The sequence below is a fragment of the Kitasatospora sp. NPDC024654 genome (genome assembly GCF_055559155.1).
In genome coordinates, this window is record NZ_JBVHLF010000001.1 from 26,533 (window position 1) to 46,301 (window position 19,769).

Here is a 19,769-nt window from a genome sequence, read left to right on the forward strand (position 1 = left end):
CACCATCACGTATTGACATTTTGCCCACCCCCAAACACCCAACCCCTGCCACCCCCCCCCTCCTCCCCCCTCCTCCCTCCCCTCCGAACCGCCCACGCGGGACCGCCACGGACCGCCCGCGGGCCGTTCGAGTGCAGCACGCCGCAGGTCTGGGCATAGAGCAAGAACACCGGGTTATGACCGAAGCCACCCCGGCCTGTTACCCGGTAATGGTGGCGCCGTACAAAGTCGTAAGGCGACACTGGGGGTGATCGCGCCACAAAGCGTGATCATCCGCTCGTCCCGGCGCGAGCCACGCGCCGCAGGCGTCCAAGGAGGCATCCGTGCCGCATGTCCTGGTCCTCAACGCGTCCTACGAGCCACTCGGCGTCGTATCGATGCGCCGCGCACTCATCCTGGTCCTCAACCACAAGGCGGTCAGCCTGGAGGAATCGGGAGTCACCATGCACAGCGCCACCAGCGCCGTTTCGGCGCCCTCCGTGGTTCGGCTCACCCGGTTCGTCCGGGTGCCGTTCTGCGGGCCCGTCCCGCTCACCCGCCGCGCGCTCTTCGCCCGCGACCACGGGCGCTGCGTCTACTGCGGGGCCGCCGCTACCAGCGTCGACCACGTCATTCCGCGCAGCCGCGGTGGGCAGCACCGCTGGGACAACGTCGTGGCGGCCTGCCGCCGCTGCAACCACGTCAAGGCCGACCGCCACCTGACCGAACTCGGGTGGCGGATGAAGCGACCTCCGGCCCCGCCCAGCGGGCTGGCCTGGCGCATCATCGGAACCGGGATCAAGGACCCGCGCTGGCGGCCCTACCTGGAGCCGTACGGTGGCACGGACCAGTTCCGTGACTTCGAACACCACGACCATACCGACCACTCGGGGCCCGCCAAGCTCCCGATCGGCCGGTCCCGCCCCGTCCACCGCGGTGAGCAGCCGGAGGCCCTCACCGCCTGACCACCAAGGCCGCACCCTTCGGTACGCCTCATGGGCCGGCGCCGCGCTCCCGGTGAGCGCGCCGCCGGCCCGCCGTATGCCCGCACTCACCCGTTCAGCGGTGCGTGCCGGACCGGTCCCGCCCGCTAGTGCGTCGGCCAGGTCGCGCCCGGGGTCGGCGAGGCCGGGGGTGCCGGCGGGGTGCCCGGGGTGGGCGGGGCCGAGGGCGCCGGCGGGGCGCCCGGGCTGGGCTGGGCCGAGGGCGAGGCGGTCGGGGTCGGGACGGCGCCCGGCGAGGTGGTCGGCGTCGGGGTCGGGACCGTGCTCGGCCCGCCGCTCGGCTGCCCGGACGGCGTGGGCGTGGGCGTCGGCGTCGGCTGCCCCGGCTGGACGGGCGGCGAGGCCGCGCCGCCGGTGCCGGCCACCGCGTAGAGCTCGATCCCGGTGAGCGAGTAGCCGAACTGGGTGGCCTGCCGGACCCCCTGCATCCGGAAGTACACCGCGCCCGGCGCGTCGAAGCGCACCGTCTCGGTCCCGCCGTGGCCGTTGCCCACGGTCGCCACGGTGGTCCAGTTCACCCCGTCCGCCGAGGTCTGCAACTGGTACGCGGCGGCGTAGGCGTCCGACCAGTGCAGCACGGCCTCGCCCAGCTCGGCGGCCTGCGGCAGCTGGAGCTGCACCCAGGCGTTGTCGGCCGGCTTCGAGGCCCATCGGGTGGCCGGGTTGCCGTCGGTGACCGCCGAGGCCGGGTACTTCGCCGAGGCGTCACCCGAGGAGCTGGCGGTCGCGGTGAGCGCCAGGTCCGGGCCGCCGGTCGGCGGCACCACGTGCACCTGGAGGGTCTGCTGGACGGTCGTCCCGTTGCTGGTGAAGTCCACCGGCACCGGGTACGTCCCGGACGGCGTCCCCGCCGCCGCGCTGACCTGCACCGTCGCGCTGGCCTGGGCGCCGCGCGGCACGCTCACCGGCGAGCCCGGCTGGCCGGGCGCCGCGACCGGGGTGACGGTCAGGCCGGCCGGCGTGCTCGGCTGCTCGAGGTGCACGTCGCCGTTCGCGCCCTCCGGCCGGACCGCCTGCACCACGGCCCGGGTGCTCGCGGGAGTGGTCGCGCCGGCCACCACGTCGAGCACCGGGTCGGCCAGCGTCAGCTGGGCGACCGGGTCGTCCGCGTACCAGGGCACGATCTGGTTGACCACCGGCGCGTCGCCGCCCGCTTGGAAGACCAGCCGGACCGCGTCGGTCCGCTGCCCGTTCGCGGGCAGCTCGTTGTAGCCGGGCTGCACGGTGCCGATCTGGGTCCAGCTGCCGTCCGGCTGGTGGATCTGCACCGCCGCGGTGGAGTGCACCGTCGGGTCGGTCAGCACGGTCAGCCGGTCCAGCGGCCGGGTGCTGCCCAGCTGCACGGTGAGCGGGGGGTCGCTCGGGGTCGCCGGGGCGGCCGCCCGGTAGGCGGTGTCCGGGTCGCCGTCCAGCACGGCCGCCGGGGAGGAGCCGGGCGCCGGGGCCGGACCACCGCTGACGCTGGTCCTGCCGGCGTCCGGCGCGGTGATGCTGAAGTCGCGCACCGCGATGGCGGACTGCTGGGTCGCGGTGGCGCGCAACCGGATCGCCCGGACCACCACGCCGGCCGGCAGGCTGGCCGTGACCGTCTTCTGGTCGTGCACGGTGGCGAGCTGCTGCCAGCCGCCGTCGCCGGTGGTGTACTCCAGGACGCCGTCGTGCAGGTAGTCGTCGGCCGCGGCGATGGCGTCGTCGCTGCCCGGGTCGGCGGCGGGCTGCGCGCCCATGGCGACGGTGACCGTGCCGACCGGGAGGCCGTCGCCGAGGCTGATCCCGAAGGAGTCGCCGACCTGCGGCGGCGCGGAGGTCCAGTAGAAGCTGCCGGGCGAGGAGTCGGTCATCCGGTGGGGGCCGTGTCCGGTCGCGCTGCCCATCGTGGTGGTCGGCGAGATCGAACCGGCGGTCACCCCGGACCAGCTGTCGGCGGCCCTCAGCGCCCGGTCCAGGAACGGGTCGAGCACCCCGGCGCCGATCGTGGTGCCGCCCTGGGCGAGCTGGTCGCGCAGCGAGCGCAGGGTGACCCGGGCCTGCCAGGCGGTGGCGCCGTCGCCGGTGTGCTGGGCCAGCAGCATGTCCAGCGCGGCCTGCCCGGCCTGCCCGTAGATGCTCAGCCGGTCCAACCACGGCCCGGCCTCGGCGGCCAGGTCGTCGCCGGCCGGGGTGGCCTGCGAGTCGTTGCCGCGCAGCGCGTCGGCCGCGCCGGCCATCGTGTCGAAGGCGGCCCGCAGCGGGGCGGCGGCCTGCTGGAGCTTGCCGAGGTCGATCGTGCCGCCGGTGGGCGGCTGCAACGCCGCCCAGAAGGCGTTGATCAGCGGGGTCAGATAGGCCGACTCCTGCGGTGCGAGCGGCGAGGAGGAGCTGTTGGCGGCCAGCGCGGTGAGCGCGGCCAGGGCCGGCCCGCCGCTCGGGTCGGCGGCGCTGCCGGGCACGGTACTGGCGGCCAGCGAGCGCAGCGCGTACTGCCAGGACTGGTCGGGCTGGTAGCCGGTCGGGTTCCAGCCGAAGTCGGCGGCGGTGGAGAGCGCGATCCGGGAGGCGGTGGGCTGCTGCATGCCGGAGGTCAGCAGCACCGCCGAGCCGCTCGCCACCTGCGGGTCACGGCCGGTGTACGGGCCGAGGTAGAGCCGGTCCGGGGTGGAGTCGTTGACCGGGTAGTTGTCGGTGGTCATCAGCGGGTGGCCGAAGAGCGCGGCGGTGGCCGAGGTCTGCGCGGCGGTGATCGTCGCCGGGATCACCCCGACGCCGGTCCAGGCGACCTGCACGCCCTTGGGCAGCGCGCCGGCCAGCGCGGTGCGGTACGGGCTGGCACCCTGCTGGTGGTCCTCGGTGGGGACGATCGAGAGTGGCGCCAGACCGGGGTCGCGGTCGATCAGCCGCTGCTGCACGGCGGCGGCCACCCTGGCCTGGGCCCGGGCGGCGGCGGCCGGGCCGGTGCCGAAGGCCAGCCGGTCGCCCGCGCAGTGCCACTGGCTGGAGTCGTAGGTGGCGTCCTGGAACTGCAACTGGAAGGCGGTGAAGCCGATCTGACGCATCGCGTCCAGCTTGCCGAGCAGCGTGTCGAGGTCCTTGCTGCTGCTGTAGCAGAAGCTCTGGCCCGGCTCGATGGCGTAGCCGAGGGTGACGTGGTTCTGCTGCGCCCGGTCGGCTAGCACCCGCAGGTCGGTGTTCTGGTCGGCCGGGTACGGGTCGCGCCACTGGGCCTGCCGGTACGGGTCGTCGCCGGGGGAGTAGAGGTAGAAGTTCTGCTTGGTGGCGCCCAGGAAGTCCATCAGGGCGAGCCGCTGGTCGTTGGTCCACGGCGTGCCGTAGAAGTCCTCCGCGGTGCCGCGCACCGGCGCGCCGGACGGCCAGTCGCGCAGGATCACGCCGGGGAAGCCGAAGCTTCCCGAGCCGCCCTGGCCCTGCCCGGCCGGGACCGCGGTGAGCAGCTGGCGCAGGCTCTGTGCCGCGTAGAAGGTGCCCGCGGGGTCCACGCCGGCCAGCGCCACCGCACCGAACGAGCCGCCCGTGGTGGGCAGTTGACCGGCGGCCAGGACGTAGCCGCCGGACGGCAGGCCGGTCGGGTCGGGGGCGCCGAGCTGGTGCAGCACCCCCTCGGTGCCGCCGGTCGACCCCTCGGCGGCCCCTCCGACGTACACCACCAGCGAGCCGGCCGGGGCGTCCGTCGCCGACGGCGGGGTGAGCACGGTCTGCGCGCCCGCGTCGCCGAGCACCTCGCGGACGGCGGCCAGCGCGCCCGGGTCGGCCTGCGGCGCGGCCACCAGGAACACCTCGGAGGAGACCGTCACCGGCTTGCCGGTCAGCGTCTGCTGCTGCGGGCGGGGGAAGACCTGCGGGTCGGCCAGGTTGCCCAGCGGGGTGCCGTTGGGGGTGGCGAACGGGGTGCTGACCGCGGCCGAGGCGGCCGACTGGCCGAGCGCGGTGGCCGGGGCGACCGCGAGTAGGCCGCCGATCACGGCCGCCGCGGAGAAGGTGGCGGCGATCCGCAGCGCGGCCCGACGGTGCGTCACGGTGCCGGTCCGCTCGGCCGTGCGGGCCGCGCGGACCTCGGCGAGCAGCGGCTCGGTGCCCTTGAGGTCGGCGATCAGCCGGTCCGCGGTGCGCGGCGCGACCCGGCGCGCGGTGCGCGCGGTGGCCCGCCGAGTGACCCGGACCGCCGGGTGCCGCAGAACCTCGCGCAGGGCCGGGCTGTCTTCGAGTTGCTGCCGTAGCCGCCTCCCCGCGGCGGCGGACACACGGGTCTGCAAGGAGGCCTCCTGGACGGCCGGGGCAGTCGGCCGGAAGGGGGTGGTCGGCGGGTTCGCGACCGTGCGGCCGCGATCTGCGCCCGACCGCGCCCGACGTCGCCGTGACAGCCCACCAGTTGACAGGGCAACTGTCAACGCGATGAGGGCTTATGACCCTTTTGTTGCTGATCATCCGATTCTCGGCCTGCCGCCCGAGTCCCCGCCCGAGTCCCCGCCCGAGTCCCCGCCCGAGTCCCCGTCCGGGCCGCCGCACCACGGCCCCGCGCCCCCGCCCCGGCGTGCCGCTGCGGGTCGCCGCGAGGGCGCCCGGGTAGGAGTGGAGCTGCCGTGTCCGCCCTCCGTCCCCCGTGTCCTTCCTCCCTGTCCTGTGTCACCGAGCCCCGCAGGAGACCGTGTTGGCCGCTTACCTCAACCGCCCTGACGACGCCTCCGGAACCGACGCGCCCGAGCCGGCCCGGGCCGCCGGCGCGCCGCCCGCCTACGACGCCCCGGCCCCGCCCGCCGCGCTGCTCGCGCTGGCCCACGCGCACGGCGTGGAGAGCAGCTACGACTCCGGCGCCGAGGTGGTCCAGGTCAGCGCCCCCACCCTGGTCGCGGTGCTCGCCGCGCTCGGCGTCGACGCCGCCACCCCCGAGGCCGTCGACCGGGCGCTGGCCGAACACCGCGAGCGGACCGCCGCCCGGCTGCTGCCGCCCACCCTGGTCACCAGGGCCGGCCGGCGCACCGCGCTGGACCTGCCCGCCGAGGCCCGGCTGGTGATCGCGCTCGAGGACGGCACCGACTGGCGGCTGCCGGCCGGCCGGGCGCACTGGCTGCCCGCCGACCTCCCGCTCGGCCGGCACACGCTGCGGTTGTGGCTCGGCGAGCGCGCCGAGAGCGCGCACCTGATCGTCGCCCCCGAGCGGCCACCCGCCCCGCGCGGCCGGGGCTGGGGGTTCCTCGCCCAGCTCTACTCGGTGCTCTCCGAACGATCCTGGGGCATGGGCGACCTGGCCGACCTGGCCGAACTGGCGCAGTGGTCGGCGGGCGCGCTGGGCGCGGACTTCCTGCAGACCAACCCGTTGCACGCGGGGGTGCCCGGCAGCCCGTCCGACCCGTCCCCGTACCGCCCGTCCTCCCGGCGCTTCGCCGACCCGGTCCACCTGCGGGTGGAGGACGTGCCGGAGTACGCCTACGTCGGCCCGGCCGACCGTGAGCGGCTGGCGGAGCTGGCCCGGCAGGCCGGCCGGCTGCGCGCGGAGGTGCTGGAGCACGACGGCCTGATCGACCGGGACGCCGTCTGGGCCCTCAAACGGGCCGCCCTGGAGCTGCTGCACGCGGTGCCGCGCGGGCCCGGGCGGGAGGCCGCGTACCAGGCGTACGTCCGGCGCGAGGGCGACTGGCTGGAGCGCTACGCGCTCTGGAACGCGCTCGCCGAGGTGCACGGCAGCGACTGGCAGCACTGGCCGAAGGCGCTGCGCCGGCCGGACACCCCGCAGGTCGCCGCCGCCCGCGCCGAGCTGGCCGGGGCCGTCGAGTTCCACCGCTGGCTGGCCTGGCAGCTGGACCAGCAGCTCGGCGCCGCCCAGCGGGCCGCGGAACGGGCCGGCATGGCGGTCGGCCTGGTCCACGACCTGGCGATCGGCGCGCACCCGGGCGGCGCCGACGCCTGGGTGCTGCAGGACGTGCTGGCCACCGGCATCTCGGTCGGCGCGCCACCGGACGCCTTCAACGCGCACGGCCAGGACTGGGGCCTGCCGCCCTGGCGCCCGGACGCGCTCGCCCGGGCCGGCTACGCGCCGTACGCGGAGCTGCTGCGGGCCGCCGCCCGGTACTGCGGGGCGTTGCGGATCGACCACGTGATGGGCCTGTTCCGACTCTGGTGGGTGCCGGCCGGTCGCCCGCCCACCGAGGGCGCCTACGTCCGCTACGACGCCGAGGCGATGCTCGGCGTGCTCGCCCTGGAGGCGCACCGGGCCGGCACCAGCGTGATCGGCGAGGACCTGGGCACCGTCGAACCCGGCGTGCGGGAGCAGTTGACGGCGCGCGGCGTGCTCGGCACCTCGGTGCTCTGGTTCGAGCGCGACTGGGCGGCCGAGGGCGCTCCGCTGCCGCCCGAGCGCTGGCGGACCGGCTGCCTGGCCACCCTCACCACGCACGACCTGCCGAGCACCGCGGCCCGGCTCTCCGGCGAGCACGTGGACCTGCGCCACCAGCTCGGCCTGCTCGGCCGCCCGCTGGCCGTGGAGCGGGCCGCGGCCGCCGCCGAACTGGCCGACTGGCAAGCCGAGTTGGTCCGGCTCGGCCTGCTCGCCACCGGCGGCCCGCTGGACCAGACCGCGCTCCACCGCTTCCTGCTGGCCACCCCGGCCCAGCTGGTCGGCGTCTGGTTGCCGGACACCGTCGGCGACCCCCGGCCGCAGAACCTGCCCGGCACCTGGGACCAGTACCCCAACTGGCGCCTCCCGGTCGCCGACGCCACCGGTCGCCCGGTCACCCTGGAGCGACTGGCCGCCGCCCCCGGAGCGCTGGCCCTCGGCGGCCTGCTGACCGGTGGGCTGCGGGCCGGCGGGATCCGGGCCGGCGGGATCCGGGCCGGCCGGGGCGCCGAACCCGGAAGGTCGACCCCGCCGAGCGGCCCCCGATAAAGGGCCGGTACCTTGGAAAACGTGGACAAGAGGAACGCTGTGCGCGCCGGTGCGGTCTCCGCGGTGGCTGCGCTGATGATGCTGATGTCGTCGCCCGCCTTCGCCGACGGCGGTGACGGCTCGTACAAGGGGCTGACCGTCGCGCAGAGCCTCGGCCTGTACGTGGGGATCCCGATCGCGCTCTTCGTGATCATCTCGGGTCTGGTCATGCTGCCCTCGGTGATCAACAAGGACAAGAAGAAGTAGACCACTCGGCCTGGAACCCCGCTGCCGCACCACTGGGCAGCGGGGTTTTCGCGCGTTCCCCCGCTGGAGCCGTGCCGGGTCCGACCGCCCGAGCCGGGCCGCTCGGCCGCCGGGCGTGCGCGGAGGAGCCGTTCGTGGTCGAGCCGGACCCGGCGGGGGACGTCTGGTCCACGGTCGTCGCGGGACCGTCCCGCGCCGGTCGACGGCACACGGCGGCTGACCGGATCGGTCCGGTTCGCGGCATGATGGTGCCTACCGGGCAGCCCGCCGGAACCACCAGGATCGAGCCATGACCAACGCACTCATCGTGATCGACGTCCAGGAGTCCTTCCGTCAGCGGCCGAACTGGGCGGCCGTGTCCAACCCCGAGATCGTCGAGGTGACCAACGAACTGGTGGCCGCCGCCAGGGAGCAGGGCGACCTGGTGGTCTGGATCCTGCACACCGAGCCCGGCAGCGGCGGGCCGTTCGACCCCAGCTCGCCGCACGTCCGACTGATGGACGGGCTGGTGCCGCGGGACGGCGAGCCGGTGCTCACCAAGACCTCGCGCAACGCCTTCACCACCACCAACCTGCAGCAGTTGCTCACCCAGCGTGGGATCCGGCACCTGCTGATCGGCGGCATCCAGACCGAGCAGTGCTGCGAGACCACCACCCGGCTCGCCGCCGACCTGGGTTTCGAGGTCACCTTCGTCACCGACGCGACCGCGACCTTCCCGATCCCGCACCGGGACGCCCCGGCCGACCGGAGCCTGGCCGAGCTGCTGGCCGACCCGACCACGCTGACCACCGACCAGGTCATCGCCCGTACCGAGTACGCGCTGGCCGGCCGGTTCGCCACCATCGCCACGGTGGCCGAACTGACCCGGCCGGCCGCCGCCACTTCGATCGGAGGCTGACCGGATCGTGCCGCGCGTCGTCTTCCTGCTGGTCCCGCAGCTGCACCTGCTGGACCTCGCCGGGCCCGCCCAGGTGTTCTCCACCGCGGCCGGGCTCGGCCACGACTACCGGCTCAACTACGTGGCCGAGCAGGAGGACGTCCCCAGCGCGCAGGGCCTGCCGCTGCGCGCCTCGACCCGGTGGCCGGAGCTCTCGGTCGAGGACCTGCTGATGGTCCCCGGCTGGCGGGGGCCGATGCTGCGCGCCAGCGGCCCGATCGGCGCCGCCGCGCTGGCACGGCTGGCCGCCCACCACCGCGCCGGGGGGACGGTCGCCAGCATCTGCGCGGGGGCCGACGCGCTGGGCCGGGCCGGCCTGCTGGACGGCCGGCGCTGCACCACCCACCACGACCTGCAGGAGGAGCTGGCCCGTCGCTACCCCCGGGCGCGCGTGGCGCGCGACGTGCTCTACGTGGCGGACGACCGGGTGGTCACCTCGGCCGGGATCGCCAGCGGCATCGACCTCGCGCTGCACCTGGTCGCGGTCCGGCACGGGCCGGCCGCCGCCGCCCGGGTGGCCCGCCAGATGGTCGTCTACGCCCGCCGCAACGGCGAGGAGCGGCAGGCCAGCGCGATGCTGCGGCACCGCGCGCACCTCAGCGACGCCGTGCACCGGGTGCAGGACCTGATCGACGCGCGGTTCGCCGAGCGGCTCCAGCTGGCCGACCTGGCGGCGGCCGGCGGCGTCAGCGAACGGACCCTGACCCGGCGGTTCGCCGAGGTCACCGGGCTGACCCCGCTGCGCTACCAGCAGCTGCTCCGGGTGGAGCGGGCCGAGCACCTGATCGGGCAGGGCAGCACGGTGGAGGCCGCCGCCCGGGCCACCGGGTTCCAGGACGCCCGGATGCTGCGCCGGCTGCGGGCCCGGACCGGTGCCCCGTGACCGGCTGCCGACGTCCTGCGGCCGGCCGGTACGGTGGAGCGTCCCCGGCCCGTCGAGGCCCTGACGCCCCTGCGGAGGCTCTGATGCTGGTCCGTTCCGCCCGGCCCGAGGAGGCCGGTCCGCTCACCGAGCTGGTCCTGCGCTCCAAGGCGCACTGGGGATATGACGAGGCGTTCATGGCCGCCTGCCGGCTGGAGCTGACGCTCGGCCCGGAGGACCTGGTGATCGGCCGCGCGGTGGTCGCGGAGCGGGACGGCGAGCTGCTCGGCATGGCCACCCTGGAGGGCGACGCCCCGCACGGCTCGCTGGGGATGCTCTTCGTCGACCCGGTCGCGATGGGCCGGGGCGTGGGCAGCCTGCTCTACCGGCACGTGGTGAGCGCCGCTCGGGAGCTCGGCTTCCGCAGCCTGAGCATCGACTCCGACCCCAACGCCGCGCCCTTCTACGCCCGGCTGGGCGCGGTGCGGATCGGGGAGACGCCGTCCGGGTCGGTCCCCGGGCGGGTGCTGCCGCTCTTCCGGATCACGGTGGACGGGTGAGCCACGACCGACTCAGCGGGTGGCGGTGCCCACCAGGGTGCCCGCCGCGTAGGTGACGCCCATCGCCAGCCCGCCGCCCAGCAGGTTGCGCAGCACCGCGGGACCGGCCGGTGAGGCACTCAACCGGGCACTGACCCAGCCGGTGAGGGCCAGCGCGCAGAGCACGGCGACCACGGTGACCGGCACCCGCAGCGAGGTCGGCGGCAGCACGATGGCGAGCAGGGGTAGCAGCGCGCCGATGGTGAAGGCCGCGCAGCTGGCCGCGGCGGCGTGCCACGGGTTGACGATCTGTTCGGGGTCGATGCCGAGCTCGACCCGGGCGTGCGCGGAGAGCGCGTCGCGCGCGGTGAGCTGCTCGGCCACCTCGCGGGCCAGCTCCCCGGTCAGTCCCCGGTCGGCCAACAGCTCGGTCAGTTCGGCGAGTTCGGTGACCGGCTGCTCGGCGAGCTCGCGCTGCTCGAGGGCCAGCGCGGCCCGCTCGGTGTCGCGCTGGGTGCTCACCGAGACGTACTCGCCGGAGGCCATCGAGAGTGCCCCGGCGAGCAGGCCGGCCAGGCCGGCGGCGAGCAGCGCGGTGGCCGAGGAGGTGGCGCCCGCCACGCCGACCACCAGACCGGCGGTGGAGACCACGCCGTCGTTGGCGCCGAGCACGCCGGCCCGCAGCCAGTTCAGCCGGCTTCCCAGCGCGGTGCCGTGCTGCTCGCCGGCGTGCGCGGAGCCGGCGTCGTGGGGTGATTGACCGTTCTCTGCCACGTCCGAGAGTCTCCCCGTCGGGGCACCGGCTCACCCCCGCCCCCGCGCCCGGCGTGTCGTGGGCGGGGGCGGGGGTGAGCACGGGCTCAGGCCCAGCGCCCCGCCAGGCCCGTCGCGAGCAGCTCGAAGGCACGGTCGGCCGCCGCCTCGGCCTGCGGGAGGAGCTGGTCGGCGGTGTGACCGGCGGTCAGCCGGCGCCAGTTCTCCCGGGCCAGGACCTCCCGCACGGCGGTCAGCTGGGCGGCGGCCAGCCGCGGGCCCAGCTCGTCCGGCCCCGCGCCGGCCGCCGCGCGCAGCGCCTCGGCCAGCGCCGCCTCGTCGGCGGCGCGGTAGTGGACCAGGTGGGCGCAGAGGGACGGAGTGCCGAACACCAGGCCGTGGAAGGCGAGCACCTCCCGGACGTCGTTCAGCCCGGTGACCGGGTCGCGCTCGTGCAGCCCGCGCACGAGGTGGCGGTGCAGCGCGGCCAGCGGCGGCTCGTCGGGTGCGCGCTCGGCGACCACCCGTGCCCACTCGCCCTGGTGGTCGGCGAACCGGTGCAGGACCAGGTCCTCCTTGGTCGGGAAGTACCGGAACAGCGTCGGCTTGGACACCTCGGCGGCGGCCGCGACCTCGGCCACCGCCACCTGGTCGTAGCCGCGGGCCAGGAAGAGCGCGATCGCGGCGTCCGAGATGGCCTGGCGGGTCCGCTCCTTCTTCCGGGCCCGCAGCCCGGTCGCTTCGTTCACGGCGTTCACGGTAGCACCCGGAAGGCAACTGGGTGTGAAGTCTTTCCTGGTTGCTTTTTTAACTCGGTTGCGTTTTGGTGGGAGGGTCGAGCACCGGACATCGAGGAGGAACCCGGATGACCGCCGTACTGATCGTGGGAGCCGGCCCGACCGGCCTGACCCTGGCCTGCGACCTCGCCCGCCGGGGCGTCGCCGTCCGGGTGCTCGAGCGGGCGGCGCGGTATCCGCGCGGCTCGCGCGCCAAGGGGCCGAACCAGCGGAGCCTGGAGGTGCTCGCCGACCTCGGGGTGATCGAGGAGGTGCTGGCGTCCGGCGCGCCGCCGGTGCCGATGCGGAAGTACCGGGACGGCGTGTGGATCGCGGACGCCGACCCGCTCGCGGCGGCCGGCCCGACCCCGGACGTTCCGTACGCCCGGCCCTGGACGCTGCCGCAGTGGCGGCTGGAGGAGATCCTCCGGGACCGCCTGGCCGGGCTCGGTGTACGGGTCGAACTCGACTCCGAGCTGGTGGAGTTGAGCCAGGACGAGACCGGTGTGCGGGCCGGGCTCGTGGACGGGCGGCAGATCGCGGCCGGCTACCTGGTCGGCTGCGACGGCGGGCACAGCACGGTCCGCACGTTGTCGGGCCTGCGGTTCGCCGGCCGGACCTCCGAGGACCGGGTGATGGTCTGCGGAGACGTCGAACTGACCGGGCTGGACCGCGGCTACTGGCACCAGTGGATCGATCTGGACGGCGGGGTGATGCTCTGTCCGATCCCGGGCACCCGCGCCGGGTGGTGGTTCCAGGCCGGTCCCGAACGGGACGCCGCGGGCGGCCCGGTCCCGCCGTCCCTGGACAGCTTCCAGCGGCTGCTCGACCGGCACGCCCGGCGGCCGGGCCTGCGGCTGACCGGGGCCGACCTGCTCTCCACCTACCGGGTCAACGTCCGGATGGTCGACCGCTACCGGGTCGGCCGGGTGCTGCTGGCCGGCGACGCGGCGCACGTCCAGCCCATCGCGGGCGGTCTGGGCATGAACACCGGCATCCAGGACGCCGCCAACCTGGGCTGGAAGCTCGCCCGGGTGGCGGGCGGCCTGGCCGGGGCCGCGCTGCTGGACAGCTACCAGGAGGAGCGGCTGCCGGTGGCCGCCTGGACGCTCGACCTCAGCTCGGCGCGGCTGGACGCGGTGCTGGCGGCGATGCGGCGGCCCGGTGGCGGCCTGGACACGGTGTCGACGCCGGAGACCAGCACCCTCGGGGTCGGCTACCGCTGGAGCCGGCTCGCCCGGGAGCTGGACGACCGGGGCGGTGACCGGGACGGCGGGCGGTTGCGGGCCGGTGACCGGGCCCCGGACGCGCCCTGCCGGGACGCCGCCAGCGGCGCACCGGTCCGGCTGTTCGAGTTCTTCGCCGGGCCGCACTTCACCCTGCTGGGCTTCGGCGACACCACGGCCGGAGTGCTGCGGGAGGCCGTCGCCGCGCACGGTGCGAGCGTCCGGGCCTGCCTGCTGGACGGCTCGCCGCACGGCCTGCCCGACGGCGTGGCGCGGTGGCGCGACGAGCGGGGGCTGGCCCGGTCGGCCTACGCGGCGCGGGAGGGCACCCTGGTGCTGGTGCGCCCGGACGGCCACCTCGGGCTCACCGCCTCGGCGCCGCACCACCCCGGCGCGGTGACCGACTACCTGGACCGGCTCGACGGCTGACCGCTGCCGTCGCCGGTCAGCCGCGGTCGGCGACGGGCGGTCAACCGTGCGCTGACGGGCGCCGAACCCGTCAGCCCGCCGGGTCCGTCAGTGCCCGGGTCCGTCAGTGTCCGGGTCCGTCAGTGCTCGGCCTCCGTCGGCCGCCGTACCGGGGGCGGTACCAGCGTCACCGCCGGTGGTACGTCCACGCCGTGCTCCGCGCAGAGCACGACCGTCAGGGTGGCGAGCCGGGCGCGGATCGCGTAACTGTCCGACGCCTCGATCATCCGGGCCCGGACCTCGATGCCGTCCACGGTCAGCGCGGCTTCCCGCTCGGGCAGTTGGGCGATCCCGCGGCCGGCCCGGGCGAGCAGCTCGCGGACGCCGGTGGCCGCCCGCTCCGCCGCGGCCCGGTGCAGCCGGAAGCTCAGCAGCGGAGAGGCGAGGTCGTCCAACGGCCGGCGCCGGACCGAGGCCGGCAGCTCGCGGATCGTCCGCACGCTCAGCACCCGCCGCCGCTCGGCGTGGTAGTGGACCTCCAGCGACCACGGGTGCCCGTCCGAGCTGCCGGACTCCACGGAGCGCCGCCACCGCGCCGGCGGGCCGACCAGGAAGGCGGCCGGTTCGCCGAAGGTCCAGCGGGACAGCTCCTCGTTCTCCTCGGGCAGCGGATCGGGGCGGCCGGTACTGCGGTGCATCGGGCTCCTTCTGCCGGGGTACTGCTGGCTGGCGGCGGCAGACCGACGCTAACCGCGCGCGCCGCGAGGCCGGCGACGTTCGACGGAGGCGTCCGGATCTCGCTGCCAGGAGGCTGGTTCCGCGCTGCTCCCGAGCCGTCCGACCCCGCCGGGAGTCGGCCACCGCGCCGGAGGCGGGCGTCCGCCGCCGGGCGTCCGCCGCCGGGCGTCCTCGACGCCCCCGGGAACCTCCGGCCGTGCGTCAGGCGGCCCCGGTCGGGAGCAGGTGGCGGCCGAAGCCCGCCGTTCCCAGCCGGCGGCCGTCCGGGAGGATCGCCAGAGCCTCCAGGTCCGGCTGCGACTGCGTCCAGCGCATGGCGCGCAGGGGACCCATGGCGAAGGCGGCGGTGGCGCAGGCGTCGGTCCGGGCCAGGCCGCGGCCGACCAGGGTGAGCGAGAGCAACTCCCGCGCCGGCCGGCCGGTGTGCGGGTCGAGGATGTGCGCCCCGCGCTCCGCGGTGCCCGAGGTGGCGACGGCGAGGTCGCGGCCGGCCAGCACGCCGACCAGGTGCCCCGGCCTGGCCGGGTCGGCGATGCCGATCCGCCACGGCCGGCCGGGGGCCGCCTCGCCGGAGGTCTGCACGTCGCCCCCGCCGGTGATGCTGTGGTGCGGGTAGCCGGCCGCGGTCAGCAGCCGGGAGGCCCGTTCCACCGCCCAGCCCTTGACCCACCCGGTCGGGTCGAGCCCTCCGTCGCCCGCCCGGGCCGCGTACTCGGCGGAGAACCATCCCCCCGTCTGCGCGCCGATCGTCGCGCACTGCGCCAGCGCCTCGGTGACCAGCGGGTCGCAGGCGGCCGGGGTGAGTTCGCCGCGACGCAGCCGGCTGATCTCGCTCTCCGGCCGGTAGGTGGAGAACAGCGCGTCCAGCCGGTGCAGTTCGGCCAGTGCGGGGGAGAGCGCCGGCCGGTCGTCGGCGGTCGCGTCGCGTACGGCGAACGAGAAGACCGTCCCCATGGCGTGCTCGACGTGCCGGAGCATCAGTGCCCCGCCTGGTCCAGCGCGCTCTGCAGCGAGCGCTGGTAGCCCTCGCTGGTGTAGGTGGCGCCGGAGACGCTGTCCACCTGCGCGCTCTGGGCGGCGATCGCCTCCTGGTTGAGCTGCGGCAGCGCGTAGCTGTCGATCTCCGAGTCGCGGTTGCTCTCCGAGGGGTACTGGATCACGTCCACCTGGCTCAGCCGGTCGCCGGTGAGGGTCACCCGGACCTGCACCGGCCCGTACCGGGTGTCGACCGCGCTCCCGGTCACCACCCGCGACCCGGCCGACGCCTGGCCGGAGGCCGTACTCGACGGTGTCCCGGACGGCGTGCCCGAAGCCCCCGACCCACCCGGCCCGGCCGTGTTCGAGGAGATCACCGGCAGGCTGTTGGCCGCCGTCCCCGAGCCGTGCGGCTTGAGCGAGAGCAGCAGGATGACGCCCGCCGCGGTGGCGGTGCAGGTGACAACGGTTCGACGCATCGGGTGGGCACTTCCTCGGATTCGGCGGACGGACGGTTCGGGTGGCCGGACGGTTCGGGCGGGCGGGCAGCCGGGCGGGCTCAGAACGCGAACGACTCATGATGGATCCGCTGCGCCGGCACCCCCGCCGCCCGCAGCTCGGCGACGGTGGCCGCCGCCAGCCCCTCCGGACCGCACAGGAACACCTCGTGCGAGGCCAGCCCGGGCACCAGCCGGCCCAGCGCCTCCGCGGTGAGCGGATCACCGATCTCGGCGCGCGACCCGACCAGGTAGCGCAGGTGGGCCCGGCGCCTGGCCGCCACCTCCTCCAGCTCGGCCCGGAAGAGCAGGTCCCGCTCGTCGCGTGCCCGGTAGAGCAGGGTGAGTTCGCCCGGTCCGGCCGGCAGCGTCTCGAAGAGCGTCCGGATCGGGGTGATCCCGACCCCCGCCGCGATCAGCAGCACCCGCCGCGCCCTGCGCCGCCGCGCCGTGAACGCGCCGTACGGGCCCTCCGCACACACCCGCACCCCCGGCCGCAGCCCGGCGATCGCCGCGCTGTGCCCGCCGAGGTCCTTGACGGTGAACCGCAGGAAGCGCGGGTGCGGCGGCGCGGAGAGCGAGTAGGGGTTCTCCGCCCAGCGCAGCTCGCGGGTCAGGAACCGCAGCCGGAAGAACTGCCCCGGCTCGCAGCGCAGTTCGTCCAGCCGGTCACCGGTCAGGAAGACCGACACCACCCCGGGCCCCTCCGGACGCACCTCGGCGACCCGCAGCCGGTGCCGCCGGTCGCGCAGGAACGGAACGGCCAGCCGGTACCACCCGAGCAGCCCGAACGAGCCGGCGTAGAGCGCGTACCAGCCGAGCTTCCCGGGCCCCTCACCGAGGTCGGCGCCGTTGCTGAGCTGGTGCCCGAACCCGAGCGCGATCGCCAGGTAGGTGCCCAGGTGCAGGTAGTACCAGGTCTCGTAGCTCAGCCTGCGGCGGGCCGCCCGGGCCGAGAAGGCACCGGTGGCGAACATCAGCAGGGTGGCCAGCGAGGCCTTGATCATGTCGGGGAAGTGGAAGACCATCTGGACGCCCTCGCCGACCACGTTCTCGCGCGCGGTCAGCGCGTAGCCCCAGATGATCGTCAGCACGTGCGCGCTGACCAGGCCGACCAGGTAGCGCCCGCCGATCGCGTGCCAGCGGGCCAGCCGGTCCGCGCCGACCTCGCGCTCCAGCAGCGGGATCCGGGCCATCAGCAGGAGCAGCACGGGCGCCGCGTACCCGGCCAGCAGGCCGGTGATCCGGCCGGCGTTGGTCAGCCACTCGTCGGCGCCGGTGACCGCGAAGGTGTCCCGCCACCAGAGGGCGAGCACGCCGAGGGCACCCGCGCCGATCGCGAGCAGGACCAGCAGCGACACCGGGTCGGGCAGCAGCTCGGTGGGGCTCACGCCGCGGGCGCGCATCACGGTCGGCTGCCCCTGCCTGCGGCGGCCGCCGGGGGACCGGTGTGGGTGCTGGGTGGCGGCGCTCAGGGCGACCTCCTCGTGACGGTGACGGAGCTGCCGGGTGATGGACTGCGGCCGAGCTGCCACCCTGACACCGCAAGCTCTCAGTTCGCTCTGAACAGTGGGCCCGTGACCGGACCGGAAGCCCGGATTTCCGGGCTCTTCCGCCGGCGGAAGTCCCCACCGGCGCCCGCGGATCTCACCGCTTTCTCATCGCCACCGGCAGAATGGACGGACGCCGCACCCGCTCGCCCACCCCCCCCGAAGGGACCTCATGACCGGGGACCTCCTGACCGCCCGCCGCATCCTGGTCGTCGACGACGAGCCCGACCTGGTCGAGGTGCTCTGCGGCGCGCTGCGTTACGAGGGCTGGGAGGCCCGCGGTGCCGCGACCGGCGGCGAGGCGGTCCGCACCGCCTCGACCTGGGCGCCGGACGCGGTGGTCCTCGACATGATGCTCCCCGACCTGGACGGCATGGCGGTGCTGGCCCGGATCCACGCCGAGCGCCCCGAGGTCCGGGTGCTCTTCCTGACCGCCAAGGACGCGGTGGAGGACCGGATCGCCGGCATCGCCGCCGGCGGCGACGACTACGTGACCAAGCCGTTCAGCCTGGCGGAGGTGGTGGTCCGGCTGCGCGGCCTGCTGCGCCGGGCGGACGCGGCCACCGGGCGGCGGATCCTGCCGCCGCCGGAGGGCGCGCTGGTGCTGGGCGACCTGGTGCTGGTCGAGCAGACCCGGGAGGTCACCCGGGGCGGTGACCCGATCGAGCTGAGCCCGACCGAGTTCGCCCTGCTGCGCCACCTGCTGAGCCATCCGCGCCAGGTGCTCAGCAAGGCGCAGATCCTGGACGCGGTCTGGTCGTACGACTTCGGCGGCCAGGCGCACGTGGTGGAGCTCTACATCAGCTACCTGCGCAAGAAGATCGACGCCGGCCGCACTCCGATGATCCACACCGTCCGCGGCGCGGGCTACCTGATCAAGGCGCCCACCACGTGACGTCCCGCTTCCCGAGGTTCCCGAGGCCGCGTCCGGTGCCCCGGACACTGCGCGGCCGGCTGATCGCGGGCCTGCTCGTCCTGCTGCTGCTGACCTTCGCCGCGGTCGGCGTGGCGGTCGCGGTCTCGCTGCAGACCTTCCTGGTGGCCCGGCTCGACCAGCAGCTCACCGACACCGGCGGCCGGTACGCGGCCAGCCTGGAGCACAGCGGCCGGACGGGCCGGCCGCGCAGCGACACCCGGGCGCAGGCCCCGGGCACCTTCGGCGCCCGGCTGCTGCACGGCACGGTGACCCAGGCCGGCGTGGTGGACGGGGACGCGGACGACGACGCGGTGGCGGCCGGGAGCGCCGCGCCCGACACCGACGACCTGGTCCGGCTCACCCCGGCCGAGCAGCAGCGGCTGGCCGCGCTCCCGGTCGGCGGGTCGGCCGGCACCGTCCACCTGGCGGCGCTCGGCGACTACCGGGTCCGCGCGGTGGCCGGCGGGGACGGTGACGTGCTGGTCACCGGCCTGCCGATGAGTCAGGTCAGCGGTACCGAACACCAGGTGCTGGTGCTCGAACTGACCGTCTTCGCGGTGGCCGGCGCCGCCGCCGGCCTGGCCGCCGCGTGCTGGGTGCGGGTCTCGCTGCGCCCGCTGGACCGGATCGCCGACACCGCCGAGCGGGTCGGCGCGCTGCCGCTGGCGCGGGGCGAGGTGGAGCTCTCCGAACGAGTGCCGGACGCCGACCCGGCCACCGAGACCGGCCGGGTCGGGCTGGCGCTCAACCGGATGCTCGGCCACGTGGCCGACGCGCTCGCCCAGCGGCACGCGGTGGAGGACCGGCTGCGCTCGTTCGCCGCCGACGCCGGCCACGAGCTGCGCACCCCGCTGGCGGCCGTGCGCGGCCACGCCGAGCTGGCGCTGCGCCACCCGGGGCCGGTGCAGGAACCGGTCCGGCACTCGCTGGAGCGGATCGAGGCGGAGTCCCGCCGGATGGGCACCATCGTCGAGGACCTCCTGCTGCTCGCCCGACTGGACGCCGGCCGGCCGCTCGCCCGCGGCGAGGTGGACCTCACCCGGCTGGCCCTGGACGGCACCGCGGACGCCCGCGCCGCCGCGCCCGGCCACCACTGGCGGCTCGACCTGCCGACGGAGCCGGTGCTGGTCAGCGGCGACGAGGACCGGCTGCGCCAGGTGGTCTCCAACCTGCTCGGCAACGCCCACCGGCACACCCCGGCGGGCAGCACGGTCACCCTGCGGCTGGCCGAGGGCACCCTGACCGTCAGCGACGACGGCCCCGGGGTCCCGCCCGAGCTGGTCCCGCTGGTCTTCGAACGCTTCGTCCGCGCCGACCAGTCACGCACCCGCAGCACCGGCGGCACCGGCCTCGGGCTGGCCATCGTGCACGCCGTGGTGACCGCGCACGGCGGCACGGTCACCCTCACCAGCCCGCCGGCCGGCGGCACCACGGTCACCGTCACCCTGCCCTGAGCCACCCCCCTCGGAGGGGGTGGCCCAGGGCCCGG

16 protein-coding genes are annotated in these 19,769 nt (G+C 75.7%); 9 read left to right on the plus strand and 7 right to left on the minus strand.

Annotation, left to right across the window (positions count from 1 at the left end; all coding sequences use genetic code 11):
• Positions 1-323: 323 nt before the first annotated feature.
• Positions 324-944, plus strand: a complete 621-nt coding sequence (locus tag ACZ38L_RS00125) for an HNH endonuclease (protein WP_465687650.1) — start codon at positions 324-326, stop codon at positions 942-944.
• Between the two features lie 125 nt (positions 945-1,069).
• On the opposite strand, the gene ACZ38L_RS00130 is transcribed toward ACZ38L_RS00125, so the two are convergent.
• Positions 1,070-5,230 carry a beta-N-acetylglucosaminidase domain-containing protein gene (locus ACZ38L_RS00130; protein WP_465687652.1) on the minus strand — a complete coding sequence of 1,387 codons (4,161 nt, stop codon included), beginning with the start codon at positions 5,228-5,230 and terminating at the stop codon, positions 1,070-1,072.
• 395 nt (positions 5,231-5,625) lie between these two features.
• On the opposite strand from ACZ38L_RS00130, the gene malQ reads away from it, so the two are divergent.
• The 5 genes from malQ to ACZ38L_RS00155 all read left to right on the plus strand — a co-directional run bounded on the left by malQ (position 5,626) and on the right by ACZ38L_RS00155 (position 10,462).
• Positions 5,626-7,857 (plus strand): 4-alpha-glucanotransferase, encoded by a 2,232-nt coding sequence (gene malQ / locus ACZ38L_RS00135; RefSeq protein ID WP_465687654.1) that lies wholly within the window; start codon positions 5,626-5,628, stop codon positions 7,855-7,857.
• Between the two features lie 12 nt (positions 7,858-7,869).
• Positions 7,870-8,103, plus strand: coding sequence for a hypothetical protein (locus ACZ38L_RS00140; protein WP_465687656.1), 234 nt, complete (start codon positions 7,870-7,872; stop codon positions 8,101-8,103).
• 289 nt (positions 8,104-8,392) lie between these two features.
• A complete protein-coding gene (locus ACZ38L_RS00145) occupies positions 8,393-9,001 on the plus strand; it encodes a cysteine hydrolase family protein (RefSeq protein WP_465687658.1) in 609 nt (202 codons plus the stop codon).
• Between the two features lie 7 nt (positions 9,002-9,008).
• On the plus strand, positions 9,009-9,923 hold the full coding sequence (locus ACZ38L_RS00150) for a GlxA family transcriptional regulator (protein WP_465687661.1): 915 nt from the start codon (positions 9,009-9,011) through the stop codon (positions 9,921-9,923).
• Positions 9,924-10,006: 83 nt separating this feature from the next.
• On the plus strand, positions 10,007-10,462 hold the full coding sequence (locus ACZ38L_RS00155; protein WP_465687663.1) for a GNAT family N-acetyltransferase: 456 nt from the start codon (positions 10,007-10,009) through the stop codon (positions 10,460-10,462).
• 12 nt (positions 10,463-10,474) lie between these two features.
• On the opposite strand, the gene ACZ38L_RS00160 is transcribed toward ACZ38L_RS00155, so the two are convergent.
• Positions 10,475-11,215: a VIT1/CCC1 transporter family protein gene (locus ACZ38L_RS00160; RefSeq protein WP_465687665.1), complete on the minus strand. Its 741-nt coding sequence runs from the start codon at positions 11,213-11,215 to the stop codon at positions 10,475-10,477.
• An 86-nt stretch (positions 11,216-11,301) separates the two neighbouring features.
• Entirely contained in the window at positions 11,302-11,943 is a 642-nt protein-coding gene (locus ACZ38L_RS00165; protein WP_465687667.1) for a TetR/AcrR family transcriptional regulator, read from the minus strand.
• Positions 11,944-12,059: 116 nt separating this feature from the next.
• Between ACZ38L_RS00165 and ACZ38L_RS00170 the strand changes: the two genes are divergently transcribed.
• Entirely contained in the window at positions 12,060-13,625 is a 1,566-nt protein-coding gene (locus ACZ38L_RS00170) for an FAD-dependent monooxygenase (RefSeq protein ID WP_465687668.1), read from the plus strand.
• 119 nt (positions 13,626-13,744) lie between these two features.
• Here ACZ38L_RS00170 and ACZ38L_RS00175 read toward each other — a convergent pair whose 3' ends face one another.
• From ACZ38L_RS00175 to ACZ38L_RS00190, 4 genes are all read right to left on the minus strand, one after another.
• Positions 13,745-14,302 (minus strand): hypothetical protein, encoded by a 558-nt coding sequence (locus ACZ38L_RS00175; RefSeq protein ID WP_465687670.1) that lies wholly within the window; start codon positions 14,300-14,302, stop codon positions 13,745-13,747.
• A 241-nt stretch (positions 14,303-14,543) separates the two neighbouring features.
• Positions 14,544-15,320, minus strand: coding sequence for an FAD:protein FMN transferase (locus ACZ38L_RS00180; RefSeq protein ID WP_465687671.1), 777 nt, complete (start codon positions 15,318-15,320; stop codon positions 14,544-14,546).
• Positions 15,320-15,796 (minus strand): FMN-binding protein, encoded by a 477-nt coding sequence (locus ACZ38L_RS00185; protein ID WP_465687673.1) that lies wholly within the window; start codon positions 15,794-15,796, stop codon positions 15,320-15,322. The genes ACZ38L_RS00180 and ACZ38L_RS00185 overlap by 1 nt, the downstream gene beginning before the upstream one ends.
• Before the next feature lie 80 nt (positions 15,797-15,876).
• Entirely contained in the window at positions 15,877-17,220 is a 1,344-nt protein-coding gene (locus ACZ38L_RS00190) for a ferredoxin reductase family protein (RefSeq protein WP_465688008.1), read from the minus strand.
• A 316-nt stretch (positions 17,221-17,536) separates the two neighbouring features.
• On the opposite strand from ACZ38L_RS00190, the gene ACZ38L_RS00195 reads away from it, so the two are divergent.
• Positions 17,537-18,259: a response regulator transcription factor gene (locus ACZ38L_RS00195; RefSeq protein ID WP_465687675.1), complete on the plus strand. Its 723-nt coding sequence runs from the start codon at positions 17,537-17,539 to the stop codon at positions 18,257-18,259.
• A 35-nt stretch (positions 18,260-18,294) separates the two neighbouring features.
• Positions 18,295-19,734 (plus strand): sensor histidine kinase, encoded by a 1,440-nt coding sequence (locus ACZ38L_RS00200; RefSeq protein ID WP_465687677.1) that lies wholly within the window; start codon positions 18,295-18,297, stop codon positions 19,732-19,734.
• Positions 19,735-19,769 lie beyond the last annotated feature (35 nt).